We start from the raw sequence: 24,966 nt of genomic DNA, 5'->3' as shown, positions 1-24,966 counted from the left end.
CGATGAAACTCAATGATCTGAGTCCAGCGCCGGGTTCCCGTCGCGAAAAGCATCGTCCGGGCCGTGGTATCGGTAGTGGTTTGGGTAAGACTGGTGGCCGTGGTCACAAAGGTCAGACTTCCCGCTCCGGTGGCACCATTGCTCCAGGCTTTGAAGGCGGTCAACAGCCGCTGCATCGTCGCCTGCCGAAGTTCGGTTTCGTTTCCCTGAAAGCCATGGACCGCGCAGAAGTGCGTCTGTCCGAGCTGGCCAAAGTGGAAGGCGACGTCGTTACCGTGCAGTCCCTGAAAGATGCCAACGTGATCAACCAGAACGTACAGCGTGTGAAAATCATGCTGTCGGGCGAAGTGACTCGCGCAGTAACTATCAAGGGCATCGCAGCCACCAAAGGTGCGCGTGCGGCTATCGAAGCAGCTGGCGGCAAGTTCGAGGAATAAATGGCTAAGCAAGGTGCTCTCTCAGCGCTCAGCAAAGGCGGGTTATCCGAGCTCTGGGCTCGACTGCGTTTTCTATTCCTGGCGATTATCGTCTACCGGATAGGCGCACACATCCCAGTTCCAGGTATCAACCCGGACCGGCTGGCGGACCTGTTTCGACAGAATGAGGGGACCATTCTTAGCTTGTTCAACATGTTTTCCGGCGGCGCGCTGGAACGGATGAGCATCTTTGCACTGGGGATCATGCCGTACATTTCGGCATCGATCATCATGCAACTGATGACCGCCGTCAGCCCGCAGCTGGAGCAGTTGAAGAAGGAAGGTGAGGCTGGTCGTCGCAAGATCAGCCAATACACCCGCTATGGCACCGTCGTCCTGGCCCTTGTTCAAGCCACTGGTATGTCCATTGGTCTGGCAGGTCAGGGCGTCTCTTTTCATGCAGGCTTCAGCTTTCATTTCGTAGCGGTGTCCACGTTCGTGGCCGGCGCGATGTTCATGATGTGGCTGGGTGAGCAGATTACAGAGCGCGGTGTGGGCAACGGTATCTCGATGTTGATTTTTTCGGGTATCGTCGCCGGTCTTCCGAGAGCAATCGGGCAGTCTTTCGAGTCTGCGCGTCAGGGCGATATCAACATCTTCGCTCTGGTTGCCATCGGTTTGCTGGCAGTAGCGATCATCGGTTTCGTGGTGTTCATTGAGCGTGGCCAGCGTCGTATTGCTGTGCACTACGCCAAGCGTCAGCAGGGCCGCAAGGTCTTCGCTGCGCAGACCAGCCACCTGCCGCTGAAGGTGAATATGGCCGGTGTTATTCCTGCTATCTTCGCGAGCAGCATCTTGCTGTTCCCGGCTTCGCTGGGTGCCTGGTTCGGTCAGTCTGCAGGTATGGGCTGGTTGCAGGACATCTCGCAGTCGATCGCTCCTGGTCAGCCGTTGAATATTCTGCTGTTTAGTGCAGGGATTATTTTCTTCTGCTTCTTCTATACGGCGTTGATGTTCAATCCGAAAGACGTAGCGGAAAACCTGAAGAAGTCCGGTGCCTTTATTCCGGGTATCCGTCCAGGCGAGCAGTCGGCGCGCTACATTGATGGCGTTCTGACCCGTTTGACCATGTTCGGTGCTCTTTATATGACGGCCGTGTGCCTGCTGCCCCAGTTCCTGGTGGTTGCAGCAAACGTTCCGTTCTACCTTGGCGGGACCTCGTTGCTGATCGTGGTCGTGGTTGTGATGGACTTCATGTCCCAAGTACAATCGCACCTCGTTTCGCACCAGTACGAATCCCTGATGAAGAAAGCCAACCTGAAGGGTTACGGCAGCGGCATGCTGCGCTGACCCATAAGGTTCGAGGAGTTGGTGATGAAAGTTCGTGCATCGGTGAAAAAGCTGTGCCGTAACTGCAAGATTATTCGCCGCGAAGGTGTGGTTCGAGTAATTTGCAGCGCGGAACCGCGTCACAAACAGCGCCAAGGCTGAATGTGATCTGCTTGAAGCCCAGCAGCTAGTGCGCTGCTGGGTTGATTATTTGTTATTACAGCGATATTATCTCGCGCCCTATTTCTTGGCTTCCGGGGCGTAGGTAGCTGTCAATTGGAGTCCCACTGAATGGCCCGTATTGCAGGCGTTAACATTCCAGATAACAAGCACACTGTTATCTCGCTGACCTACATCTATGGTGTTGGTCGCACTACTGCGCAGAAAATTTGCGCAGTGACTGGGGTCAACCCAGCCGCAAAGATCAAGGATCTGAGCGACGAGCAGATTGAACAGCTGCGTGGCGAAGTGGCGAAGTTCACCACTGAAGGTGACCTGCGTCGCGAAATCAACATGAAAATCAAACGCTTGATGGACCTGGGCTGCTACCGCGGTCTGCGCCATCGTCGTGGTCTGCCAGTACGCGGTCAGCGTACCAAGACCAACGCGCGTACTCGCAAAGGTCCGCGTAAGCCGATCCGCAAGTAATCGCACCAGCGAATCGACAGGAATCTAGTCATGGCAAAACCTGCTGCTCGTCCTCGTAAGAAAATCAAAAAGACAGTGGTTGATGGCATCGCCCACATCCACGCGTCTTTCAACAACACCATCGTGACCATCACCGACCGTCAAGGTAACGCCCTGTCCTGGGCTACCTCCGGTGGTTCGGGTTTCCGCGGTTCCCGCAAGTCCACCCCGTTCGCTGCTCAGGTAGCTGCTGAACGTGCTGGTCAAGCTGCGCTGGAATATGGCCTGAAAAACCTCGACGTCAACGTCAAGGGTCCAGGTCCAGGTCGTGAGTCCGCTGTCCGTGCATTGAACGGCTGTGGCTATAAGATCGCCAGCATCACCGACGTGACGCCAATCCCGCACAACGGGTGCCGTCCGCCGAAGAAGCGCCGCGTGTAATCCAGGAGATTGTAAAGAATGGCTCGTTACATTGGTCCAAAATGCAAACTGGCTCGTCGCGAAGGCACCGATCTCTTCCTGAAGAGCGGCGTGCGCGCTATCGAATCCAAGTGCAACATCGAAGCAGCACCTGGTATCCACGGCCAGCGCCGCGGTCGCCAGTCCGACTACGGCACCCAGCTGCGTGAAAAGCAGAAAGTCCGTCGTATTTATGGCGTTCTTGAGCGTCAGTTCAGCGGCTACTACAAAGAAGCTGCCGGCCGTAAAGGCGCAACCGGTGAAAACCTGCTGCAACTGCTCGAATGCCGTCTGGACAACGTTGTATACCGTATGGGTTTTGGCTCGACTCGTGCCGAATCCCGTCAACTGGTATCGCACAAGTCGATCAGCGTTAACGGCAAGACCGTCAACGTCCCGTCCTACCAGGTTCGTGCTGGTGACGTGGTAGCTATTCGTGAGAAGGCTAAGAATCAACTGCGCATTGTCCAGGCTCTCGATCTGTGTGCCCAGCGTGGCCGCGTAGAATGGGTAGAAGTGGACACTGAGAAGAAGTCGGGCGTTTTCAAGAACGTTCCTGCTCGCAGTGACCTCTCCGCCGACATCAACGAAAGCCTGATTGTCGAGCTCTACTCCAAGTAAGGGCTAGAAAATAGGTGCATCCATGCAGATTTCGGTAAATGAGTTCCTGACACCCCGTCACATTGACGTGCAGGTTGTCAGTCCAACCCGCGCTAAGATCACCCTCGAGCCTCTCGAGCGTGGTTTTGGCCACACCCTGGGCAACGCGCTGCGCCGCATCCTGTTGTCCTCAATGCCAGGCTGTGCAGTAGTCGAGGCCGAGATTGACGGTGTGCTCCACGAGTACAGCGCCATCGAAGGTGTACAGGAAGACGTCATTGAAATCCTGTTGAACCTTAAAGGTCTGGCTATCAAGCTGCACGGCCGTGACGAAGTTACGCTGACCTTGTCGAAGAAGGGTTCGGGGGTGGTTACCGCTGCCGATATTCAGCTGGATCATGATGTCGAGATCGTTAACCCCGATCACGTAATCGCCAACCTGGCGTCTAACGGCGCCTTGAACATGAAGCTCACCGTAGCTCGTGGTCGTGGTTATGAACCAGCAGACTCGCGTCAGAGCGATGAAGACGAAAGCCGCAGCATCGGTCGCTTGCAGCTCGACTCTTCGTTCAGCCCGGTTCGCCGTATCGCCTACGTGGTGGAAAACGCCCGTGTCGAACAGCGTACCAACCTGGACAAACTGGTTATTGATCTGGAAACCAACGGTACTCTGGATCCTGAAGAGGCTATCCGCCGTGCTGCAACCATCCTGCAACAGCAGTTGGCTGCGTTCGTCGACCTCAAAGGTGACAGTGAGCCAGTGGTAATCGAGCAGGAAGACGAGATCGATCCGATCCTGCTTCGCCCGGTTGACGATCTGGAACTGACTGTACGTTCGGCTAACTGCCTTAAGGCGGAAAACATCTACTACATCGGCGACCTGATTCAGCGTACCGAAGTAGAGCTGTTGAAGACTCCGAACCTGGGCAAGAAATCCTTGACCGAAATCAAGGACGTTCTGGCCTCCCGCGGTCTGTCCCTCGGCATGCGCCTCGACAACTGGCCGCCTGCAAGTCTTAAGAAGGACGACAAGGCGACAGCCTGATCGTCGTAATCACCGAACGTAGTGTTTGGTAAGGAATGAACCATGCGTCATCGTAAAAGTGGTCGTCACCTGAGCCGCACCAGCTCGCACCGCAAGGCCATGTTTCAAAACATGGCGGTGTCGCTGTTCGAGCACGAGCTGATCAAAACGACTCTGCCAAAAGCCAAAGAACTGCGCCGCGTTGCCGAGCCGCTGATCACTCTGGCCAAAGTAGATAGCGTTGCTAACCGCCGTCTGGCTTTCGACCGTACTCGTTCGAAAGCTATCGTTGGTAAGCTCTTCAACGACCTGGGCAAGCGTTACGCTACCCGTGAGGGTGGCTACCTGCGCATCCTCAAGTGCGGTTTCCGCGCTGGCGACAACGCGCCTATGGCGTACGTCGAGTTGGTTGATCGTGCTACTGCCGGCGAAGCTGTATCTGCCGAGTAAGACGTCAGTCTGAAACAAAAAACCGGGCCTAGTGCCCGGTTTTTTGTGCGTGCAAGAAACGCATCGTATGTACAAGCTTCTACACTGCCCTGACTGCACACTATGAGGTGGAGTCCTTGGTAGTTATTCTCTATTGATGTAAGCAAATTAATGAATTTGTTAACGTCATATTGATGATCAATACTCCTTCTCAGCCGATTAGCCGGCGGTTTAAAGACTGACAGAGGAAGAAGATCGCATGAGCCAGAACAAAACCCTTACGACTGCCAGTGGTGCTCCTGTCGCTGACAACCAGAATTCCCGTTCCGCCGGCCCTCGCGGCCCGCTGCTGCTCGACGACTTTCACCTGATCGAGAAGCTCGCTCACTTCAACCGCGAGAACATTCCTGAGCGTCGTGTGCACGCCAAGGGCTCGGGTGCCTATGGCACGTTCACCGTGACCAAGGACATTACCCAGTACACCAGCGCCAAGCTGTTCGAGTCCGTGGGCAAGCAGACCCCGACTTTCCTGCGCTTCTCGACCGTCGGTGGCGAGCGTGGTTCGGCCGACACCGAGCGTGATCCACGCGGTTTCGCCCTGAAGTTCTACACCGAGGAAGGCAACTGGGACATCGTCGGCAACAACACGCCGGTGTTCTTTATCCGCGATCCGCTGAAATTCCCCGACTTTATCCACACCCAGAAACGCCTGCCGCAAAGCAACCTGAAGAGCGCTCAGGCGATGTGGGATTTCTGGTCGCACTCGCCCGAGGCGCTGCACCAGGTCACCATCCTGTTCTCGGACCGTGGCATCCCGGACGGCTACCGTCATATGCACGGCTTCGGCAGCCACACCTACAGCCTGATCAACGCCAAGGGCGAGCGTCACTGGGTGAAATGGCACTACAAGACCAAGCAGGGCATCAAGAATCTGGCACCGGCCGAGGCTGCGCGCCTGGCGGGTACCGATCCGGACTACGCCCAGCGCGATCTTTTCAACGCCATTGAGCGCGGCGACTTCCCGAAATGGAGCGTTTGCATCCAGATCATGACCGAAGCCCAGGCCGCGGCGCACTACGAGAACCCCTTCGATGTGACCAAGACCTGGTCGCAGAAAGAGTTTCCGTTGATCGAAGTCGGCGAGCTGGAGCTCAACCGTAATCCGCTGAACTACTTCGCTGAAGTCGAGCAGGCGGCCTTCGGGCCGAGCAACATGGTGCCAGGCGTCGGTCTGTCGCCGGACCGTATGCTGCAAGGTCGCGTCTTCGCCTACGCCGACGCCCATCGCTACCGTGTCGGCACCAATCACCAGCAACTGCCGGTGAATGCCCCGCGCAGCCCGGTCAACACCTACCAGCGTGACGGCGCCATGGCCTTCGGCAGCAACGGTGGTGCGGCGCCGAACTACGAGCCCAACAGCTACGTCGAAGCACCCAAGCAGGCGCCTCACTATGCCGAGCCGGCGCTGGCCCTCAGTGGTGCGGCGGATCGCTACGATCACCGCGAAGATACCGACTACTACAGCCACGCCGGTGCGCTGTTCCGCCTGATGAGCGACCAGCAGAAGGCCTTGCTGATCAGCAATATCGCCGGCGCGATGGCCGGCGTTTCCAGCGATGTGGTCGAGCGCCAGTTGCAGCATTTCGTCAAGGCCGATCCGGCTTACGGCGAGGGTATCGCCAAGGCGCTGGGCGTAGTGTTGAGCTAAGTCTAAACGAGAAGCAGAACCGCCCTCACTCAGGGCGGTTTTTGCGTTTTTTAGGCTGCTTTTCTCGGAAAATCTTCACTTTATTTGCGTTTTTCCAGTGACCTGCCGGTCGGCTTGGTTCAAAATACGGACTTTCAAGCAGGGAGATGTAGGGCGATGCAAGGTAACCAGGTCGTAGTCGATTACCTCAACACGCTGCTGACCGGCGAACTGGCAGCACGTGATCAGTATTTCATCCATTCGCGGATGTATGAGGACTGGGGCTTCAGCAAGCTCTACGAGCGCATCAATCACGAGATGGAAGAAGAGGCACAGCACGCCGATGCGCTGATGCGCCGGATCCTGATGCTGGAAGGCACGCCGCGCATGCGTCCGGACGACCTGGACATCGGTACCACGGTGCCCGACATGTTCGCCGCCGACCTGCGTCTGGAATACAAGGTGCGTGCCGCGCTGTGCAAGGGCATCGAGCTCTGCGAACTGCACAAGGACTATGTCACCCGTGACATCCTGCGCGTGCAGTTGGCCGATACCGAGGAAGATCACACCTACTGGCTGGAGAAGCAGCTGGGGCTGATCAAGTCCATCGGGTTGGAGAATTACCTGCAATCGCAGCTCTGAGAATGGCCGGTGCTGCGCACCGGATCGCCGGCAAGCCAGCTCCTACAGGAGTTAGGCATGGCGATATCCCCGCGGTGAAACGCCGATCTGTATGGAAACGGTGATATCCCTGGGGAGAACGCCGATATGTAGGAGCCGGCTTGCTGCGGGCGGCGTTCCGACGATAGCGATTTCAGCCTCACAAAAAAAAGCCCCTGTCATCACTCGATGACAGGGGCTTTTTCATGTCTCCGGTTTACGCCCGGTCGCGCAGCAACAGCGGTTTCAGGTAATGCCCGGTATGGGATTGCGGCATCTCCGCGACCTGCTCCGGTGTACCGACCGCAATGATCTGCCCGCCCTTGGAGCCGCCTTCAGGGCCAAGGTCCACCAACCAGTCGGCGGTCTTGATCACATCCAGGTTGTGCTCGATCACCACCACGGTGTTGCCGTGGTCGCGCAGGCGATGCAACACGTCCAGCAATTGCTGGATATCCGCGAAGTGCAGGCCGGTGGTCGGCTCGTCGAGGATATACAGGGTCTTGCCGGTATCGCGCTTGGACAGCTCGCGGGACAGCTTGACCCGCTGCGCCTCGCCGCCGGACAGGGTGGTCGCCGACTGCCCGAGCTTGATATACGACAGGCCCACGTCCATCAGCGTCTGCAGCTTGCGCGCCAGGGCCGGTACCGCGTCGAAGAACTCCCGGGCCTCCTCGATGGTCATCTCCAGCACCTCGTGGATGCTCTTGCCCTTGTACTTGATCTCCAGGGTTTCGCGGTTGTAGCGCTTGCTCTTGCACACATCGCACGGCACATAGATGTCCGGCAGGAAGTGCATCTCCACCTTGATCAGGCCGTCGCCCTGGCAGGCTTCGCAACGCCCGCCCTTGACGTTGAACGAGAAGCGCCCCGGACCGTAACCCCGTGAGCGCGACTCCGGCACCCCGGAGAACAGCTCGCGGATCGGCGTGAACAAGCCGGTGTAGGTGGCCGGGTTCGAGCGCGGGGTGCGACCGATGGGGCTCTGGTCGATATCCACCACCTTGTCCAGGTGCTGCAGGCCGTTGATGTTGTCGTGGGCCGCGGCCTCCAGTGTCGTCGCGCCATTGAGCGCGGTGGCACTGAGGGGGAACAGGGTGTTGTTGATCAGCGTCGACTTGCCGGAGCCGGACACACCGGTCACGCAGGTCAGCAGGCCGATGGGGATCTCCAGGTCGACATTGCGCAGGTTGTTGCCGCGTGCGCCCTTGAGGCTCAGCGATAGCTTCTTGTTGCGCGGGGTGCGCTTGGCCGGTACCTCGATCTTTACCCGGCCCGACAGGTACTTGCCGGTCAGGGAGTCGGGGTGCGCCATAACCTCGGCGGCGGTGCCTTCGGCGACGATCTGTCCGCCATGCACGCCGGCCCCCGGGCCGATATCCACCACGTAGTCGGCCAGGCGGATCGCATCTTCGTCGTGCTCGACGACGATCACCGTGTTGCCGATGTCCCGCAGGTGTTTCAGGGTCCCCAGCAGGCGGTCGTTGTCGCGCTGGTGCAGGCCGATGGACGGTTCGTCGAGGATGTACATCACCCCGACCAGCCCGGCACCGATCTGGCTGGCCAAACGAATCCGCTGGGCTTCACCGCCGGACAGGGTGTCGGCGCTGCGGTCCAGGGTCAGGTAGTCGAGCCCGACGTTGACCAGGAATTGCAGGCGCTCGCGGATCTCCTTGAGGATCTTGTCGGCGATCTCGCCGCGGCGTCCGGTCATCTTCAGTCCGCCAAAGTAGTCGGTGGCGTCGCCGATCGGCAGGTTGGTCACCGCCGGCAGGGTCTTCTCGCCGACCCACACGTGCCGCGCCTCGCGACGCAAGCGCGTGCCACGGCAATCCGGGCAGGGCTGGGTGCTGAGGAACTTGGCCAGCTCTTCGCGTACGGTGGCCGATTCGGTTTCGCGGTAACGACGCTCCAGGTTCGGCACGATGCCCTCGAACGGGTGGGAGCGCTTGACGATATCGCCCCGGTCGTTGAGGTACTTGAAGTCGACGTTCTGGCTGCCGCTGCCTTGTAGGAGAAGCTTCTGCTGGTCAGCCGGCAGGGTGTTGAACGGCTCTTCCAGGCTGAAGCCATAGTGGGCCGCCAGTGATCCGAGCATCTGGAAGTAGTAGACGTTGCGCCGGTCCCAGCCGCGTATCGCCCCCTCGGCCAGGGTCAGCTCACCATTGACCAGACGCTTGGTGTCGAAGAACTGTTTTACCCCCAGGCCGTCACAGGTCGGGCAGGCGCCGGCCGGGTTGTTGAAGGAGAACAGCTTGGGTTCCAGCTCGCTGATGGCATGGCCGCAGATCGGGCAGGCGAAGCGCGCGGAGAAGATCAGTTCCTCGCCGGGTTCGTCGTCCATCGGTGCCACCAGGGCGATGCCGTCCGCCAGCTTCAGCGCGGTCTCGAAGGACTCGGCCAGGCGCTGTTGCAGGTCGGCGCGAACCTTGAAGCGGTCCACCACCACATCGATGGAATGCTTCTTCTGTTTGTCGAGCTTGGGCACTTCGTCCAGCTCGCAGAGCCGGCCGTTGACCCGCGCGCGGACAAAGCCCTGCGCCCGCAGTTCTTCGAACACCGACAGGTGCTCGCCCTTGCGCTCGCGGATCACCGGTGCCAGCAGCATCAGCTTGGCGCCTTCGGGCTGGGCCAGCACCAGGTCGACCATCTGGCTGACGGTCTGGGCTTCCAGCGGGATATCGTGGTCCGGGCAGCGCGGGGTACCGACGCGGGCGTACAGCAGGCGCAGGTAGTCGTAGATCTCGGTGATGGTACCGACCGTCGAGCGCGGGTTGTGCGAAGTCGACTTCTGCTCGATGGAGATCGCCGGCGACAGCCCTTCGATGGTGTCGACGTCCGGCTTTTCCATCATCGACAGGAATTGCCGGGCATAGGCCGACAGCGACTCCACATAACGGCGTTGGCCTTCTGCATACAACGTGTCGAAGGCCAGGGACGACTTGCCGGATCCGGACAGGCCGGTGATCACGATCAGCTTGTCCCGGGGCAGGGTCAGGTCGATGTTCTTCAGGTTGTGGGTTCGAGCCCCACGAATCAGGATCTTGTCCAAGATGGCCTCGCACGGCGGGCGGTAAACGCAGGAGTATAAGGCTAAATACTGGATGGATGCACACTATCGGACGACAGTATTACAGTCTGGCATGACAGCTCGCGACAAAGCGTCGCCATATATCCCCTCTGTCGATGGGACTGGTAGAATCGCCGCCGGTTCACACGAGGTTTTTCCATGCACGATCCCCACAGCGAACGCATGAGTGGCAGCGAGACCCGCGCGGCAAGCGGTCTGGCCCTGGTGTTCGCCTTCCGTATGCTTGGCATGTTCATGGTGTTGCCGGTTCTGGCTACTTACGGGATGGATCTCGCAGGCGCGACACCGGCCCTGATCGGCCTGGCCATCGGCGCCTATGGCCTGACCCAGGCGCTTTTCCAGATCCCCTTCGGGATCATTTCCGATCGCATCGGCCGACGCCCGGTGATCTACCTGGGGCTGGTGGTCTTCGCCCTCGGCAGCCTGCTGGCGGCCAACGCCGATTCGATCTGGGGCGTGGTCGCCGGACGGATCCTGCAAGGCGCTGGGGCGATTTCTGCGGCGGTAATGGCATTGCTCTCGGACCTGACCCGCGAACAGCACCGGACCAAGGCCATGGCGATGATCGGCATGACCATTGGTCTGTCGTTTGCCGTGGCGATGGTCGTTGGTCCCTTGCTGACCCGCGCCTTCGGTCTCTCGGGGCTGTTCCTGGCCACCGGCGGCATGGCGCTGCTGGGGATCCTGATCATCGCCTTCATGGTGCCGCGTTCCACCGGTCCGTTGCAGCACCGTGAGTCCGGCGTGGCCCGCCAGGCGCTGCTGCCGACCCTCAAGCATCCCGACCTGCTGCGCCTGGACCTGGGGATCTTCGTCCTGCACGCGATGCTCATGTCCAGCTTCGTCGCCTTGCCCCTGGCCCTGGTGCAAAAGGCCGGGTTGCCCAAGGAGCAGCATTGGTGGGTGTACCTGACCGCGTTGCTGATTTCCTTCTTCGCCATGATCCCCTTCATCATCTATGGCGAGAAGAAACGCAAAATGAAACGAGTTTTACTCGGCGCCGTGACGACCTTGATGCTCACTGAGCTATTCTTCTGGGAGTTCGGCGACAGCTTGCGGGCCCTGGTGATCGGTACGGTGGTGTTCTTCACCGCGTTCAATCTGCTGGAGGCTTCCTTGCCGTCGCTGATCAGCAAGGTTTCACCGGCGGGCGGCAAGGGCACGGCGATGGGGGTGTATTCCACCAGCCAGTTCCTCGGTTCCGCGCTCGGCGGCATCCTGGGGGGCTGGATGTTCCAGCACGGCGGTCTGTCGGCCGTGTTCCTGGGATGCGCGGCACTGGCTGCCCTATGGCTGGCCTTTGCTGTTACCATGAGAGAACCTCCCTACGTGACCAGCCTGCGCGTGCCGTTATCGCCTGAAGCGATCCGCGAAGCCGGTCTGGTCGAGCGCCTGAAGGCGATCGTAGGGGTAACCGATGCAGTGATGGTGGCAGACGAAGCCGCCCTATACATCAAACTGGACACCGAATTGTTGGATCGCACGACTCTTGAGCGCCTGGTCAACGAACCGTCGCCGCAAGCGTGCGAAGCCTAGGAGAACGTTATGGCCCGTGGGGTTAACAAAGTCATATTGGTCGGCACGTGCGGCCAGGATCCCGAAGTTCGCTACCTGCCTAACGGTAACGCCGTGACCAACCTGAGTCTGGCCACCAGCGAACAGTGGACTGACAAGCAGACCGGTCAGAAGGTCGAGAAGACCGAGTGGCACCGTGTGTCGATGTTCGGCAAGGTCGCCGAGATTGCCGGCGAGTATCTGCGTAAAGGTTCGCAGGTCTACATCGAAGGCAAGCTGCAGACCCGCGAGTGGGAAAAAGACGGCATCAAGCGCTACACCACCGAAATCATCGTCGACATGCAGGGCACCATGCAGCTGCTGGGCGGCCGTCCACAACAGGGCGACCAACAAGGCGGCTACGATCAGTCCGCGCCACGGCAGCAGGCTCCTCGCCAACAGGCTCCGCGTCCACAGCAGTCGGCCCCACAATCGCGCCCGGCTCCACAGCAGGCCGCACCGCAGCCGGCTCCGGATTTCGACAGCTTTGATGACGATATTCCGTTCTGATTCAGCGCGGTTGAAGCACTAGTCAAAAGCCCGTGGCTATCAATGCCACGGGCTTTTTTGTTGCCTGTTATTACCCGCTTACACCGACGTCCCGCGCAACATTCCCTGTGTCAAATCATCGATCACCGCCTTGCCCATCTCACCCAGGTAATGCGAGGCCCAGGCGTAGCGTTCGCCATCGCTTTCCAGGGCAGCATCGAGGGAGAGTGCTTTGGCGCAATAGAGCAGGAGGGACGCGTGCTCCATGGCTTCCAGAATGGGAACGCTGGGGTTCACACGGAACAGTTCACGACCTTGGGAACCGCATTTAGAAAAGGTGATGATGCCGAGGGTTTTGATGTCGGTGTGATCGCTCATTGCACACCTCCGGCATCAGTCATGAAATGGCTGTGTTTCTGAGTGGTGCTGAATATTGAGAGGAAAGCGAGATTTATGCGCGTACTGAAAGCATGCATGGATAAAACTCCCGTATCAAAGTGAGAGCTACCACGTTCGTTACCAAGCGAATGGGTGGCAGCTGTGCGCAGGTTGGTAAACCGGGGATACAGGAACCCGGCAGGACCGAAGTCCTCCGACGCACAGCCGCCATTGCACGAAAAAAGCGGGCACAAAAAAACGCCTGCAATCGTGATTGGGCGCTGTTTGCGCCTGTATCTGGTCGGGTTACCAAGCCCGGTCGCTGAATTGACAGCGACAGGGAAAAGGTAGCGCGCACCGTGGGGAGCTGCAATGTGACTGGCGGGGGTATTTAAGTCGAAAAGTTTCAACCGGTACAGAGGATCGTTCAGGAACCGAGTAAGCAGCAAGTGCGCGCTGTGGAGGGCTGTTTCGTTTATTTCGTTTGTTGTGCTTTTCGTTTGTTTCGAATATAAAAGGTCTACGTGGTTGCCGAACCGCGACCACAACCACGGTTGAACACAGAGTTTTTGGAGATAACCATGACCACCGCCGACCTCACCCGCACCGTTCTTCCTGACGAGAAGGAGATTGCTGCGGCCGTGGAGTCACGCCGCCAGTTGGCTGCTTTCCTCTCGACCAAGCTGCAGACTCAGCGCATTGAGCTGGTTGACGGCGAGCAACATCGCCAGGTCGTTGAGTTGCCGACGTTCGCCTTCCGCTTGCTCGGTGAAATCCTCAGCGAACTTGCGTTGGGCAATGCCGTTAAGGTTGTTCCCATTCACGCTGAGCTGACCACCCAAGAGGGGGCGGACATGCTCAATGTTTCGCGGCCTCACCTGGTGAAACTGTTGGATGAAGGCGTGATCCCGCATACCAAAACGGGGCGCCATCGCCGGGTCAAGTTCGCCGATCTGATGGCGTACAAGGAACAGCGTGAGCGAGTGAGTCGTGCAGCCATGGATGAACTGGCAGCCCAGGCCCAGGAGTTGGGGATGGGGTACGAATGAGGCATTCGCCGTTCACAGCCGTTTACGACGCGAATGTTCTCTACCCTGCACCGCTACGCGACTTCTTGATGCATCTTGCGCTGACCGGCGTGTACCGCGCGCGTTGGTCGGCGCAGGTCCATGAGGAGTGGACGCGCAATCTTCTGTTGAATCGTCCTGAGCTTACCCGTGAGCAACTGGACCGCACTTGCGCGCTTATGGATCGTGCTGTGCCTGACGCACTGGTGACGGACTATGAACCCATTCTCGTGGGACTTGAGTTACCGGACCCCGATGATCGGCATGTGCTTGCCGCTGCTATCAAGTGCAACGCCTCCGTCATCGTGACCTTTAACCTCAAGGATTTCCCCAAGGGCGCTCTTGAACCATTCGATATCGAGCCTTTGCATCCGGACGATTTCATTGCCGATCTTTGGGACCTGGATCAGGCGGTCGTTCTAGGGGCGGCGCAACGGCAGCGTGCATCGCTGAGGAATCCGCCGCATAGTGCCCGGGAATACCTCGACAAGCTGTTACAGCAGAAGCTGCCCGAAACCGTGAAACTGCTCTCCGATTTCGAATTCCTGATCTGAGGGGGGTAAGTCGCCAGCGCGATCCTCTACTCGTTCACCTCCCGCGAAGCCTTCCCCAAGGTCTCCCACAACTCGCGCATAGTCGGATTCTGATTAGCCAACGAACAATAAGCACGAATCTCCAGCCCCGTGCTCCATTCATTGCCCCCAGCCTTCACCAACTGCCCGCTGTCCACGGCTGGTGCGGCTGCGCTCTGCGGTAGCCAGGCCACGCCATATCCTTCAACGGCCATCTGCATCAGCAGCATGGTCATGTCGGCTTCGTAGCAACGCGTCAGTTCGCAGGGCGTGGACGCATTCTTGAGGATCAGGTCGGCCACGCGGCCGAGGAAGGTCGTTGCTGTGTAGGCCAGGTACGGGACCGCTTTGCCGATCTTTCCCGGCAGTCGATACAGCGGCTTGCCGCTACGGTCCGGAGCACAGAACGGCAGAAAGGCGTCTCGGCCCAGGGGTAGGCTGGCGAACTTGTCGGCGTCGATCAGGATCGGTGCCTGGGGGTGGTGGTAAACGATCATCAGGTCGCAATTGCCTTCCGCCAGGGCGATCACCGCGTCGTGGATATTCGCCGCGACCACCCGCACGTTGAACGGCTCGTGGTGCTTTTGGAATTGCGCCAACCACTTGGGCAGAAAAGTGATCGACAGGCTGTGTCCCGCCGTGATCTGAATCGAACGCCCGGGCATTTTTTCGTCCTGGCGCAGGGTTGAGCGTAACTCCAGCAACGCTGCCAGCGCCTCGCGGCCCTGTTCGCAGAACAGTTGGCCGGCCTGGGTCAGTTGCACCGGGTAAGTGCCGCGGTCGACGAGTTGCGCGCCGACCCAGTCTTCCAACGAGCGGATACGTCGGGACAGCGCCGATTGGGTGACGCAGCGGACCTCGGCGGCCCGGGAGAAGTTCTTGTGTTGCTCGATCGCCAGAAGATCGTCCAGCCACTTGATTTGCATGCTGCCCACCTCGGTCGCGGTGACAACGAGTCTACGTCAGCGCCTGCGGGTCTTCGTCGGCTTTTTCATAACTATTCCAAAAGCGCATCGGGTGATGGTGATTACTCATCATCTGCTGGTTGCCGTCGCCCTAGAATCGGGCCATGGATACGGTCCCCTGTAGGAGCGGCCGGTCGGCGCTCGATTGCCAGCGATGAGGCCTGTGAGTCCTGCATCGATCAGGCGGCCGCCATCGCTGGCAAGCCAGCTCCTACAAGGGGACCGAGGTGTTTGTAAGGGATGTATTTGGGCTCGGCGCCGCAGAGCGACCGGGCCTCCGATCTTTTTCCTGCCAAGAAAAAACCGACAACAGACTTGAGGGAAACACCATGAGCAAAAACAGATTGCCCCGTCACATCGCCATCGGCATTGCCGCCGGTGTCCTGGTCGGCTGGCTGTGTCATCACTTCGCAGCAGACGCCAAGTCGGCCAAGGACATCGCCGCCTACTTCTCCATGGTCACCGACATCTTCCTGCGCCTGATCAAGATGATTATCGCGCCCCTGGTATTCGCCACCCTGGTGGGCGGCATCGCCAGCCTCGGCAGTTCGCGTTCGGTGGGCCGTATCGGCACCCGCGCCATGGCCTGGTTTATCAGCGCATCGCTGATCTCCCTGCTGATCGGCATGCTGCTGGTCAATCTGTTCCAGCCAGGGACGGGGATGAACCTGCACCTCAGCCAGGGCGCCGTCGCGTCCCAGGTGGTGAATACTGGCGACTTCAGCCTCAAGGTGTTCGTCAGCCACGTGTTCCCGCGCAGCATTGCCGAAGCCATGGCCAACAACGAGATCCTGCAGATCGTGGTGTTCTCGCTGTTTTTCGGTTTCGCGTTGGCGGGGCTGAAGCAGGCGGGCTTTACCCGGATCACCAGCCTGGTGGATGAGTTGGCCAAGGTGATGTTCAAGATCACCGATTACGTCATGGCCTTCGCCCCCATCGGTGTGTTCGCCGCCATTGCCAGCGCAATCACCACCGAAGGCCTGGGCCTGCTGCTGGACTACGGCAAGCTGATCGCCGAGTTCTACCTGGGGATCGCTCTTCTTTGGGTCGTGCTGTTCGGCGCCGGCTACTTGTTTCTCGGGCGTTCGGTGTTCACCCTCGGCAAGCTGATCAAGGAACCCATCCTGCTGGCGTTCTCTACCGCCAGCAGTGAGTCGGCCTACCCGAAAACCATGGAGGCCCTGGAGAAGTTCGGCGCACCGAAACGCGTGTCCAGCTTCGTCCTGCCCCTGGGCTACTCGTTCAACCTGGATGGCTCGATGATGTACCAGGCCTTTGCCATCATGTTCATCGCCCAGGCCTACAACATCGAGCTGAGCTTCACCCAGCAGTTGCTGATCCTGCTGACCCTGATGGTTACCAGCAAAGGCATGGCCGGTGTCGCCCGGGCCTCGGTCGTGGTGGTGGCCGCGACCCTGCCGATGTTCAACCTGCCTGAAGCCGGCCTGTTGCTGATCATCGGTATCGACCAGTTCCTCGACATGGCGCGAACCGCGACCAATGTCGTCGGCAACAGCATCGCGACGGCGGTGGTCGCCCACGCCGAGCAGGCGCATGAGTCCGAAGAGGAGCGGGACGAACTGCCTGGCGTCCAGCCCGTCGCGCTGGCGCGTACTCCGGCGACCACGGTTTGAGAGCCACGACCATGAACACCCAAGACAAAAAAACCGCAGTGCTGCCGGTCGCCCGCAAGCTGGGTATCGTCGGTGGCCTCGGCTCGCTGGCCGGCGGCGATCTGTTCTTCAAGCTGGTCAAGTCGCGGGCGGTGCTGGCGGATCAGGGGCGCTATCACTTCCTGTTCGAGCAGCACCCGTTCAAGGACGTGCTGCTGCCCCTGGACCGCGACGCGAGCATGACTGCGCGCAAGTTCTACGTGTTCCAGGTCTGCCAGTCCTTCGAGGCGGGTGGGGTCGATGCCGTAGTGCTGCCTTGTTTCGCCAGTCATACCTTCCGTGACGAGATCCAGCAGGAACTGGGGATTCCGGTCCTCGACCTGATGGCGGCCCTGGCCGAACACATTCGCCGGATCGCCGAGCCCGGCACCCGGCTGGGGATTCTGGCCTCGGACTATGTGCGGCATTCCGGTTTGTTCGAGCGCTACCTGGGCGGCGATTTCCAACTGGTCTATCCGCCCGAGCCGGACCAGCGCGTCCTGATGGACGCCATGTATGGCCTCAACGGTATCAAGGACGGCTACCTGCAAGGCGTACCGCTGGAAGGGGTGTACCAGGCCTGTCTGGCGCTGCAGGCCCGGGGCGCGAACCTGATCGTGCCGGGGCTGACCGAACTATCGCTGGTCTGCGCCGATTTGCAGCGGCGTGGCCTGAGCGTGCTCGACATCAACGAGATCTATGCCGCCGCCGTGACCACGGCCGACGACGAGCCGACGCGCGCACCCTTCAAACTGGGAATCGTCGGTGGCGTCGGCCCGGCGGCGACCGTGGACTTCATGGCCAAGGTGGTGCGCCACACCCCGGCGGGACGCGACCAGGAACATATCAAGATGGTGGTGGAGCAGAACCCGCAGATCCCGGACCGCACGGCCAATCTGCTGTTCGACGAAGCCGACCCGACCCTGGCGCTGTACGCCACCTGTAAGCGTCTGGAAAGTGCCGGGGCGCAAGCCATCGCGATCCCGTGCAACACCGCTCATGCGTTCGTCGAACGGCTCCAGCCTTACCTGCGGGTGCCGATCGTCAACATGCTCAGCGAAACCGTCGCGGCGATTGCCCGGCAGCACGGCAGCGGCAAGCGCATCGGCTTGCTCGCCACTTCGGGTACGGTACAGAGCCAGGTCTACCATCACGCCGCCCGCCATACCGGATTGTCCCTGCTGATTCCCGGCTTCGATTATCAGGAACTGGTGATGAACGCCATTTATGGCGAGCGGGGCATCAAGGCGGGGTTCACCGATGGCCTGTGCAAGGAGCAATTGCTGCTGGCGGTCGAGCACCTGTGTGAGCTGGGAGCCGAGGTGATCATCCTTGGCTGCACGGAACTGCCGCTGGTGCTCAGCCACTGCGACCACTTCCAGGTTCGAGGACACAGCGTGGCCCTGGTGGACCCGACGACCGTCCTGGCGACGCGCTGTGTCAGCCTGGCGGGGTTACCAGCGTGACGCTCTCGATCACTTACGATTGATGCCCGGGTCTCCAAGGCGACCGATGGCGCGTCAAAGGAAATCCGCCGGCGTTTCATGCCGGGTCGGGGTCTGTTCTTCGTGATAGTGCGGCCTGCCCGTCTCGGAGTTCATGAGGTCATGATTCGCTAGGATGGTTTCCGTCAACAGGCTGTCCTCTCCTTCCTTGAACCAGCAGGCAAGCGCCGAGTTTCGATTGCCGTGCATATCGACGATTTTCAGGCGTTTCTGCTCCGGTGGGGCGCCCAGCGGCGGAGCCTCGGGAAAGTGCTTGGGCGGTAGCACCAACGCGTCCCCGGGACGGACCCAGAGATCGGCGAGGCAGATTTCCTCCACGAAGGGCCGCCAGCGCGCCACGCTGATCACCAGCGGGAGCCGGCCATAGCGGGAAAAGAAGGCGTGGGGAAAGGCGTGGTATTCCAGGTCGGTCGGGTTGTAGGTCAGCAATTCTCGCTGGCGTGCGACACCGAGGTAGGGCGATTGGTGACCGGCCCATTTGCCATAGGTGTACTGACCCAGGATCAGTTGCTCATAGTCGAAACGCAGGCACTCGCCGCTGCGCAGCAAGGTCATGCCAAAGGCCTGCGCCGTTTCTTCAGTGGCCCACATCGGCTCATAACGTACTTCCCGGGCGTGAAAGTCGAACGACTTGATCGTGTAGGCGCCGCTGCTGGTGGGGATCTCCTTGGGCTCCCAGGTGATACCGGCATAGCGGGCCCCGTGTTCAAGTTCGGGATTGTCTGGCGCCAGGTGGATCAAGCGACCTTCCTCATGGGCCTTGAGACGCGCCAGGCCATGGTCGTTGTACAGATAGGGGAAGGCGGCGGTGTCGAGATCGACCTCCTCGCCATCGCCGATAAAAGGTACAGAGTTGAAGACTTGCATCGTGGTCACACCGCCAGGGTCAGAGTGGGACAGCCAAGGCGGCGATGTCCCGCCGCCTGCTCAAGGCCGACCGCCCCGGCGTACAGGCCGGGGCGGCGAGCTTTATCCGGTACGCGTCATACCGTCAGTTGAACGGTACATGTTCCTCGCGAAACCAGTCCATGCCGTGGGGCTCGCGCCAGGGGCGTACCGCCGCGCGCTTTTCGACCTGGGTCAGGTTCAGGTGATGGTGATGGTAGTAGGTCATCAGCAAGTGAAAGACATCATCGCCACGCCGGTCCCAGATCACATCGTCCTGCTGCCGACCCGCTTCCATGGGCTTGAGGCGGCAATCACTCTGATCGAGCCTGCCTTGCAGGCAAGTCCCCGTCAGGTAGTTGATCAGTAGGGTCGGGTGGTTGATTTCAGGGTAGGGTTTTTCCAGTTCGGGCATGTACCAGAGTTGTCCGGGGTTTTTCGGATCGGGTGTCTGCATCGCGATCCGGTCCTTGTGTTGCGGGTCCTGAGCCAGCGCCGGTTGCTCGCCGCTGTTGTTGCGCACCCGATACAGGACGGTTTTCGAGTCTTCGACCGTCTTTTCCGCCTGCACCACTTTCAGCCGGCCGAACGAGTCGTGGGCAAGGCGTGCCACGACCTTCACCGTTGGGTTGAGGTCGCTTCCCGGCTGACCGAAACCGACGCTCAGGCCATCGACACCAGGGTGTTCGAAGTCATTGCCAGCCAGCACATAGGTCAGGCCGGCGAGCGGGCTGGGCTCGCTTTTCTGGGTCAGGCTGTCCCAGCGCTTCAGTACCCGGTCACTGGCGCCGTGGCGACGAAGTTCTTCGCGCAGGGCGGCGCTCGGGTAGTGTTTTTTATCCCTTGGCCAGCGTTCGGTCGCCATCAGCAGCTTGTTCCCGGCCTTCCTGTTCTGACTCAGCAGCAGGGCAATGGCGTCCCAGAACTGATCGAAGGTTTCCTGCGAGGCACTGGCGGGCGGGAGAGCGTGGTGGCTTTCGCTGGTCTCCCTGCTCTTGCCATCAATGAAGACCATGCGCAAGACCGGGCCCTTTGTCGTGGCACGGGCCGGGGCCGGGGCCGGGGTCGACAGGTCGGGGTCTCCGACGACGATGGTCGACTCCTTCCAGTCGGCCTCGATTTCCGCCCTGTGGCTGGTGTACCACTGGTAGGCCGCTTCCAGGGCGGTGCGGGTGTCACCCTCCTTGACGAAGCGGTAGATCGGCACGAGTGTCAGTTCCACGACCTCGGGGGCATCGGCCAGGGAGTCACGCCAGGCCTTGAAGTCAGCGTTGCAGTTGCTTGGCGCACCGTTATTGAAGTTGATGGAGTGTGTGCCGCCGTGGGTCGTCAGGCTGACGTTACGATGGGCCAGGTGCTTCTTGACCTCTTCCGAGATCGAGGTCGTGGCGTTCGCGCTGATGAAGGCGCCGTACTCGGCCTTGACCATGGCGTCGAGGCTGGTTTTCTCGTTGAGATAGGACTTGAGGGCCGTCATTGCATAATTCAGCGCGCCACCGACCACCACCTCGTTGACGATATCGGCACCGAAGTCGACAAAGAAATTGAAGAACGGCTTGGGATGGGCCGGATCGAAGCTCGACGGCAGCTCCTTGAGCTGATCTTTGAACTCCTGGGTGCTGTTCGCCGGGTTGACCGCGAGCGTCAGTTTCCACAAACGCGCGGTGTGGTTGTAGATCGCCGCCTCGCGTTCTTCGAGCTGTTTGATATCGGTGCCGAAGGTGGCCTTGAAACCGCCGGAAAACGCCCCGTAGCGGCCAGAGACTTCGACGCTGGACTGGGTGTGTTTCTCGTATTCATCCCGTGAGAGAAAGGTCTCGGTGAAATAGCTTTCCGTGGTCACCGTGGTCATCGTGACGTGTTTGCCCACGTTGTAAAAGGTGTCTTTGTAGGGCACCGCACGCTTGCCGCTCTCGGTGTCGCCTACTTTTTCGCATTTCTTGCTTTCCTCGGACCAGTCCAGCCGGTTCAAGCCCAGTCCCAGCAACTGTGAACCGCCGATATCCCGTGGTGTCTTTTCCGAACTGCCTGCGTTGTCCTTCATCCCGTCGCTCATTGCCTTCTCCCCTTATCCAGGTGTGATCATTTGACGGGATCCAGTATCGGAGGCAGGGTGCCGACGAGACAGTCCAGAGTAGTGTCATTGCGGTATCAGTTCGGTATCAGATGTGGGGTACACTCGAGCGGCTGCCCAGGTACCGCCGAGACGATCGACATGGACTCCAAACAGAGCGCATTTGCCGCCTTGCCCAAACGGGTCCCCGCGATTTCCGACGGGCGTGTGCTGCTGGATGCCGGTTTGCTGAAGGGGCTGCGCAAACAGCGCGGCCTGAGCCAGGAAACGCTGGCCGAGGCCTGCCTGAACCGCCACCTGTGCGTGTCCGTTGCCTCCATCAAGCGTGCCGAGACGGGCAAGGCGGTGCTCTACCGTACGGCCCGCCACCTGGCGACGGCTTTCGAGGTCGACGTCGGGGCGTTGTTGGGGCACGCGGTCACCACCGCCTTGGTGGAAATCGAGCAGTCGATTGCCGACCTGCACGAGACGGTCCTGGCAACGCAGACATTGCGGCCGATCGATGACGATGTGATCCGCTATGTGCTGGAACTGAGCTTTGCAACCGATGTGCTGGGGGCGGCCATCGGCCCGGAACAACGTGCGTCGCTGGTGGCCGAGATCGAGCGCCTGATTCGCCAGTTCGGCGGTGTGCCGGTCGTGCGTCCGGGGGATGTCATGGTGGCCCAGTTCGGTGCCCCACAGGCCTACCGCAGCGACAGCGAACGCGCTCTGCTCTGTGCCCAGGCGTTGAGCCGCGAACGGTTCGCCAGGCCTGGGCACGGGATCGTGCTGCAACTGGTTCGCCAAGGCGCGGAGGCCTCGGCGGTCAATGAGGCGTTGCCTCCGTTGCTCGGCTACAACCGCAGCGACCTGCATGGCAATGCACCGGTCCATGTCGCCCAGGGGTTGGTGGAGCAGCTGCGCGCGCGGTTCGAGTTTTCCCTGTCCGATGATCGGTTTCCCGCTTATCGCCAATGCCTGCGCTTGCGTGACCTTGACGAAAACGCCCCGCGTCCGCTGGTGGGCCGGGCGGTCGAGGTACTGCAGTTCAAAGGCGTGATCGAGGCCACTCAGGCGTATCAGGACGGGCATGTGGTCTATATTCGCGGCATGGCGGGCATCGGCAAGACGCGCCTGGTCAGCGAGTTTTTCGAGATGGCCCGGCAAGGCGGTTTCGTTTGCCATCGCAGCGATGTGCTGGACTTCGGCATGGACAACGCCTTATGGCCCCTGGGGCAGTTGGTGCGCAGCCTGCTCGGCCTGGGTACGCAGCTCCAGGCCGGAGCGCCTGAACTGGAAAGCGCGTTGCTGCGCTTGAAGCTGGCCGACGAACACCAACTGTTCCTGCGGGTGCTGACGGGCGCGCACCGGGCCGACGAGCCCCTCAAATATTCGCTCGCGCAGTATGCGGCGATGAGCAATGAGGTGCGGACCCAGGGCTTGTTCACGGCACTCTTGCAGTTGCTGTTGCGGGTGGCGGTGCAACAGCCGTTGTTGATCTGCATCGAGGATCTGCACTGGGCGGATGCCGCACTGTGCACCCTGCTGGGCAAGCTGCTCGATGCCACCGATGAAGCGCCGCTGGTCTGGCTGCTGACCTCGCGCCATGAGGGCGATCCGCTGGAAAGCGCGCTGCGGCCGTATTGCAGCAATCCCATGAGCCTACTCGATATCGCCCCGATCCGGGCACGCGAAGCCAGCCTCCTGGCGGATCAGTTCAGCGAGGTCGACCCGACCTATCGGGCCGATTGCGTCAAGCGCGCCCAAGGTAACCCGCTGTACCTGACGCAACTGTTGTCGAGTCGCGAGGGTGTATTCCCCGACAGCCTGCGTCATCTGATCCAGACGCGCTTCGACCGGCTGCTGCCCGAGCAGCGGCGCGCCCTGCGTTACGCCGCGATCTTCGGCAACCGCTGCGAGCTGGCGCTCTGGCGCGAGGCCCTGGGGCAGCCCGATTATCTTCCGGCGGCGGACATGCGCCAGGGGCTGCTGCGGGAAACCGAGCCGGGCCATTACCTGTTCGTCCATGACCTGGTGATGCACTGCCTTTACGATGCGATGCCGGATGCCGTGCGCGAACAGTTGCACGGTGAGGTGGCGAAGCTGTACCGCGAGCGCGATCGAAGCCTGTATGCCCAGCACCTGTTGCTCGCCAAGGATCCGACGGCCTTCGATGCGCTGCTGGTGGCCATGGAGGAAAAACTCCAGGCCTGCCAGTACGACAGCGTGCTTGCGCTGGGCCAGCAGGGTGAGGGTTTCGCCGAGCGCGCCGCCGGCAGTTTTACCCTGGCACTGCGTTGTGGCCAGGCCTGTTCCGGCTTGGGGAAAACGGCCCAGGCGCGGGACTTTTTCCAGCGCGCGCTGGCGCTGGCCGAGCAGCCGCAGGAGCGGATCGAGACAGCCCTGGGGCTGGCGCCGATCCTCAATACCCTCGATTGTCTGGAGGACGAGGAACGACTGATCGAAGAGACACTGCCCAGCGCCCGCGCCCTGCAGGCGAACACGGCGTTGGCCCGGCTGTATCAGCTGCGTGGCGATATTTATTTTCCACGGGGCGACTACGTCGAATGCCGTCGCTTGCATGAAGAGTCGCTGTCCTTTTCGCGTATCGCGGCGAACCTCGAAACCGAGGCCAAGGCCCTGGGCGGCATCGGTGATTCCTACTATGCCCAGGGGCGGATGCAGACCGCCTATGAAGTCTTCGACCAGTGCGTGCGCTTGTGCGAACGGCATGGACTGACCCATGTCGAGGCGGGCAATCGCAGTGCTCGCGGTTCGACGCATCTTTACCTTGGCCAGCCGGAGCAGGCCCTGCGTGACGCCATGGACGCCATTGTTTGCAGCCGTCAGATCGGCAACCGTCGCGCGGAAGTCTTTTCCCGACTGACCGCGGCCTGGGTGCTGGTGGCGACGGGGCGGGACGAGCAGGCCGGGCAGGAGCTGACGGATGCCCTGGCGTTGGCTCGTGGCATCGGCGCCAGTCGTTTCGAGGCGATTCTGCTGGAGGGGCAGGCCCGTGTCGCCCTGCGCGAGCATGATCGCGCCCGGGCGCAGGCACTGATTCGGGAAGCGGTCGCCCTGGTGGAGCGCTTCGCCTTGCAGCGTTATATCGGTCCCTGGGTCTACGGCAGCCTGGCCTTGATCGTCGACGATGGGCAATTGAGTCGCCAGGCGTTGGCGCAAGGAGAAGCGTTGCTCACCCAGGACTGCCTGGCGCACAACGTCCTGCGCTTCAGGGTGGCGGCTGCCGAAACCTGCCTGCTCGATGGCGACTTCGCACAAGCGAGCCGACACGCCCAGGCCTTGGCGGCCGTCGCCCAGGCCACGCCTTGTGCCTGGGTCAGCCACCATGTGCGTTTGGTCGAAGTGGCCGGGCAATGGCTGCAGGGCCGCGATGGTTCAAGCGCGCAGGCCTTGAAGGTGTTGCAGCGTGAGTCGGAGCGCCTGGGGTTTGTGGCGACGCTGCCGCGGTTGATGCAGGTCCTGAATCTTGCCGATCAAGGGACTGCCAGTTGATCCGC

General features: G+C 60.6%; 22 protein-coding genes. 17 read left to right on the top strand and 5 right to left on the bottom strand.

Annotated features, from left to right (window positions below; genetic code table 11):
• Positions 1 to 2 precede the first annotated feature (2 nt).
• The 10 genes from rplO (at position 3) to bfr (ending at position 7,213) form a co-directional block, all read left to right on the top strand.
• A complete protein-coding gene (gene rplO, locus UCMB321_RS24535; RefSeq protein ID WP_010220318.1) occupies positions 3 to 437 on the top strand; it encodes a 50S ribosomal protein L15 in 435 nt (144 codons plus the stop codon).
• Positions 438 to 1,766, top strand: a complete 1,329-nt coding sequence (secY, locus tag UCMB321_RS24530; protein ID WP_040071273.1) for a preprotein translocase subunit SecY — start codon at positions 438 to 440, stop codon at positions 1,764 to 1,766.
• Positions 1,767 to 1,790: 24 nt separating this feature from the next.
• Entirely contained in the window at positions 1,791 to 1,907 is a 117-nt protein-coding gene (rpmJ, locus tag UCMB321_RS30840; RefSeq protein ID WP_002555468.1) for a 50S ribosomal protein L36, read from the top strand.
• Between the two features lie 129 nt (positions 1,908 to 2,036).
• Positions 2,037 to 2,393: a 30S ribosomal protein S13 gene (rpsM, locus tag UCMB321_RS24525; RefSeq protein ID WP_003186020.1), complete on the top strand. Its 357-nt coding sequence runs from the start codon at positions 2,037 to 2,039 to the stop codon at positions 2,391 to 2,393.
• Between the two features lie 30 nt (positions 2,394 to 2,423).
• Positions 2,424 to 2,813: a 30S ribosomal protein S11 gene (gene rpsK, locus UCMB321_RS24520; RefSeq protein ID WP_007924177.1), complete on the top strand. Its 390-nt coding sequence runs from the start codon at positions 2,424 to 2,426 to the stop codon at positions 2,811 to 2,813.
• Between the two features lie 18 nt (positions 2,814 to 2,831).
• Positions 2,832 to 3,452, top strand: coding sequence for a 30S ribosomal protein S4 (gene rpsD / locus UCMB321_RS24515; RefSeq protein ID WP_017123253.1), 621 nt, complete (start codon positions 2,832 to 2,834; stop codon positions 3,450 to 3,452).
• Between the two features lie 22 nt (positions 3,453 to 3,474).
• Positions 3,475 to 4,476 carry a DNA-directed RNA polymerase subunit alpha gene (locus UCMB321_RS24510; RefSeq protein WP_003176403.1) on the top strand — a complete coding sequence of 334 codons (1,002 nt, stop codon included), beginning with the start codon at positions 3,475 to 3,477 and terminating at the stop codon, positions 4,474 to 4,476.
• A gap of 42 nt (positions 4,477 to 4,518) precedes the next feature.
• Positions 4,519 to 4,905, top strand: a complete 387-nt coding sequence (gene rplQ / locus UCMB321_RS24505; protein ID WP_040071272.1) for a 50S ribosomal protein L17 — start codon at positions 4,519 to 4,521, stop codon at positions 4,903 to 4,905.
• A gap of 238 nt (positions 4,906 to 5,143) precedes the next feature.
• Positions 5,144 to 6,592, top strand: coding sequence for a catalase (locus tag UCMB321_RS24500; protein ID WP_040071271.1), 1,449 nt, complete (start codon positions 5,144 to 5,146; stop codon positions 6,590 to 6,592).
• 156 nt (positions 6,593 to 6,748) lie between these two features.
• Positions 6,749 to 7,213, top strand: a complete 465-nt coding sequence (gene bfr, locus UCMB321_RS24495) for a bacterioferritin (RefSeq protein WP_040071270.1) — start codon at positions 6,749 to 6,751, stop codon at positions 7,211 to 7,213.
• 235 nt (positions 7,214 to 7,448) lie between these two features.
• Here the strand turns inward: bfr and uvrA are convergent, their stop codons facing one another.
• Complete coding sequence (gene uvrA / locus UCMB321_RS24490; protein ID WP_040071269.1) at positions 7,449 to 10,283, bottom strand: excinuclease ABC subunit UvrA; 2,835 nt, start codon at positions 10,281 to 10,283, stop codon at positions 7,449 to 7,451.
• Between the two features lie 177 nt (positions 10,284 to 10,460).
• On the opposite strand from uvrA, the gene UCMB321_RS24485 reads away from it, so the two are divergent.
• On the top strand, positions 10,461 to 11,858 hold the full coding sequence (locus UCMB321_RS24485; protein WP_040071268.1) for an MFS transporter: 1,398 nt from the start codon (positions 10,461 to 10,463) through the stop codon (positions 11,856 to 11,858).
• Positions 11,859 to 11,867: 9 nt separating this feature from the next.
• Complete coding sequence (locus UCMB321_RS24480; RefSeq protein WP_040071267.1) at positions 11,868 to 12,386, top strand: single-stranded DNA-binding protein; 519 nt, start codon at positions 11,868 to 11,870, stop codon at positions 12,384 to 12,386.
• 78 nt (positions 12,387 to 12,464) lie between these two features.
• Here UCMB321_RS24480 and UCMB321_RS24475 read toward each other — a convergent pair whose 3' ends face one another.
• A complete protein-coding gene (locus UCMB321_RS24475; protein WP_040071266.1) occupies positions 12,465 to 12,743 on the bottom strand; it encodes a DUF3077 domain-containing protein in 279 nt (92 codons plus the stop codon).
• A gap of 581 nt (positions 12,744 to 13,324) precedes the next feature.
• On the opposite strand from UCMB321_RS24475, the gene UCMB321_RS24470 reads away from it, so the two are divergent.
• Positions 13,325 to 13,792: a helix-turn-helix domain-containing protein gene (locus UCMB321_RS24470; protein WP_040071265.1), complete on the top strand. Its 468-nt coding sequence runs from the start codon at positions 13,325 to 13,327 to the stop codon at positions 13,790 to 13,792.
• The gene (locus tag UCMB321_RS24465) at positions 13,789 to 14,364 is read left to right on the top strand and encodes a PIN domain-containing protein (protein WP_040071264.1); all 576 of its coding nucleotides are present in this window, start codon (positions 13,789 to 13,791) and stop codon (positions 14,362 to 14,364) included. The genes UCMB321_RS24470 and UCMB321_RS24465 overlap by 4 nt, the downstream gene beginning before the upstream one ends.
• Positions 14,365 to 14,390: 26 nt before the next feature.
• Here UCMB321_RS24465 and UCMB321_RS24460 read toward each other — a convergent pair whose 3' ends face one another.
• A complete protein-coding gene (locus tag UCMB321_RS24460; protein ID WP_040071263.1) occupies positions 14,391 to 15,308 on the bottom strand; it encodes a LysR substrate-binding domain-containing protein in 918 nt (305 codons plus the stop codon).
• Between the two features lie 368 nt (positions 15,309 to 15,676).
• On the opposite strand from UCMB321_RS24460, the gene UCMB321_RS24455 reads away from it, so the two are divergent.
• Positions 15,677 to 16,981: a dicarboxylate/amino acid:cation symporter gene (locus tag UCMB321_RS24455; RefSeq protein WP_040071262.1), complete on the top strand. Its 1,305-nt coding sequence runs from the start codon at positions 15,677 to 15,679 to the stop codon at positions 16,979 to 16,981.
• 11 nt (positions 16,982 to 16,992) lie between these two features.
• Positions 16,993 to 18,465, top strand: a complete 1,473-nt coding sequence (gene cuyB, locus UCMB321_RS24450) for a cysteate racemase (RefSeq protein ID WP_040071261.1) — start codon at positions 16,993 to 16,995, stop codon at positions 18,463 to 18,465.
• A gap of 54 nt (positions 18,466 to 18,519) precedes the next feature.
• Here cuyB and UCMB321_RS24445 read toward each other — a convergent pair whose 3' ends face one another.
• A complete protein-coding gene (locus UCMB321_RS24445; RefSeq protein WP_040071260.1) occupies positions 18,520 to 19,371 on the bottom strand; it encodes a hypothetical protein in 852 nt (283 codons plus the stop codon).
• 124 nt (positions 19,372 to 19,495) lie between these two features.
• The gene (locus UCMB321_RS24440; RefSeq protein ID WP_040071259.1) at positions 19,496 to 21,445 is read right to left on the bottom strand and encodes an MAC/perforin domain-containing protein; all 1,950 of its coding nucleotides are present in this window, start codon (positions 21,443 to 21,445) and stop codon (positions 19,496 to 19,498) included.
• A 159-nt stretch (positions 21,446 to 21,604) separates the two neighbouring features.
• Here UCMB321_RS24440 and UCMB321_RS24435 point away from each other — a divergent pair, with 159 nt between their 5' ends.
• Positions 21,605 to 24,961 carry an ATP-binding protein gene (locus UCMB321_RS24435; RefSeq protein ID WP_040071258.1) on the top strand — a complete coding sequence of 1,119 codons (3,357 nt, stop codon included), beginning with the start codon at positions 21,605 to 21,607 and terminating at the stop codon, positions 24,959 to 24,961.
• Positions 24,962 to 24,966: the final 5 nt, after the last annotated feature.

The organism is Pseudomonas batumici (genome assembly GCF_000820515.1).
GTDB classification, from domain to species: Bacteria; Pseudomonadota; Gammaproteobacteria; order Pseudomonadales; family Pseudomonadaceae; genus Aquipseudomonas; species Aquipseudomonas batumici.
The sequence above is the reverse complement of the archived record's forward strand: the minus strand, read 5'-3'. Positions and strand labels throughout refer to the sequence as shown.

Coding starts and splice junctions, on each gene's coding strand:
- rplO (WP_010220318.1), top strand. CDS start 3: ATGAAACTCAATGATCTGAGTCCAGCGCCGGGTTCCCGTCGCGAAAAG.
- secY (WP_040071273.1), top strand. CDS start 438: ATGGCTAAGCAAGGTGCTCTCTCAGCGCTCAGCAAAGGCGGGTTATCC.
- rpmJ (WP_002555468.1), top strand. CDS start 1,791: ATGAAAGTTCGTGCATCGGTGAAAAAGCTGTGCCGTAACTGCAAGATT.
- rpsM (WP_003186020.1), top strand. CDS start 2,037: ATGGCCCGTATTGCAGGCGTTAACATTCCAGATAACAAGCACACTGTT.
- rpsK (WP_007924177.1), top strand. CDS start 2,424: ATGGCAAAACCTGCTGCTCGTCCTCGTAAGAAAATCAAAAAGACAGTG.
- rpsD (WP_017123253.1), top strand. CDS start 2,832: ATGGCTCGTTACATTGGTCCAAAATGCAAACTGGCTCGTCGCGAAGGC.
- UCMB321_RS24510 (WP_003176403.1), top strand. CDS start 3,475: ATGCAGATTTCGGTAAATGAGTTCCTGACACCCCGTCACATTGACGTG.
- rplQ (WP_040071272.1), top strand. CDS start 4,519: ATGCGTCATCGTAAAAGTGGTCGTCACCTGAGCCGCACCAGCTCGCAC.
- UCMB321_RS24500 (WP_040071271.1), top strand. CDS start 5,144: ATGAGCCAGAACAAAACCCTTACGACTGCCAGTGGTGCTCCTGTCGCT.
- bfr (WP_040071270.1), top strand. CDS start 6,749: ATGCAAGGTAACCAGGTCGTAGTCGATTACCTCAACACGCTGCTGACC.
- UCMB321_RS24485 (WP_040071268.1), top strand. CDS start 10,461: ATGCACGATCCCCACAGCGAACGCATGAGTGGCAGCGAGACCCGCGCG.
- UCMB321_RS24480 (WP_040071267.1), top strand. CDS start 11,868: ATGGCCCGTGGGGTTAACAAAGTCATATTGGTCGGCACGTGCGGCCAG.
- UCMB321_RS24475 (WP_040071266.1), bottom strand. CDS start 12,743: ATGAGCGATCACACCGACATCAAAACCCTCGGCATCATCACCTTTTCT.
- UCMB321_RS24470 (WP_040071265.1), top strand. CDS start 13,325: ATGACCACCGCCGACCTCACCCGCACCGTTCTTCCTGACGAGAAGGAG.
- UCMB321_RS24465 (WP_040071264.1), top strand. CDS start 13,789: ATGAGGCATTCGCCGTTCACAGCCGTTTACGACGCGAATGTTCTCTAC.
- UCMB321_RS24460 (WP_040071263.1), bottom strand. CDS start 15,308: ATGCAAATCAAGTGGCTGGACGATCTTCTGGCGATCGAGCAACACAAG.
- UCMB321_RS24455 (WP_040071262.1), top strand. CDS start 15,677: ATGAGCAAAAACAGATTGCCCCGTCACATCGCCATCGGCATTGCCGCC.
- cuyB (WP_040071261.1), top strand. CDS start 16,993: ATGAACACCCAAGACAAAAAAACCGCAGTGCTGCCGGTCGCCCGCAAG.
- UCMB321_RS24445 (WP_040071260.1), bottom strand. CDS start 19,371: ATGCAAGTCTTCAACTCTGTACCTTTTATCGGCGATGGCGAGGAGGTC.
- UCMB321_RS24440 (WP_040071259.1), bottom strand. CDS start 21,445: ATGAGCGACGGGATGAAGGACAACGCAGGCAGTTCGGAAAAGACACCA.
- UCMB321_RS24435 (WP_040071258.1), top strand. CDS start 21,605: ATGGACTCCAAACAGAGCGCATTTGCCGCCTTGCCCAAACGGGTCCCC.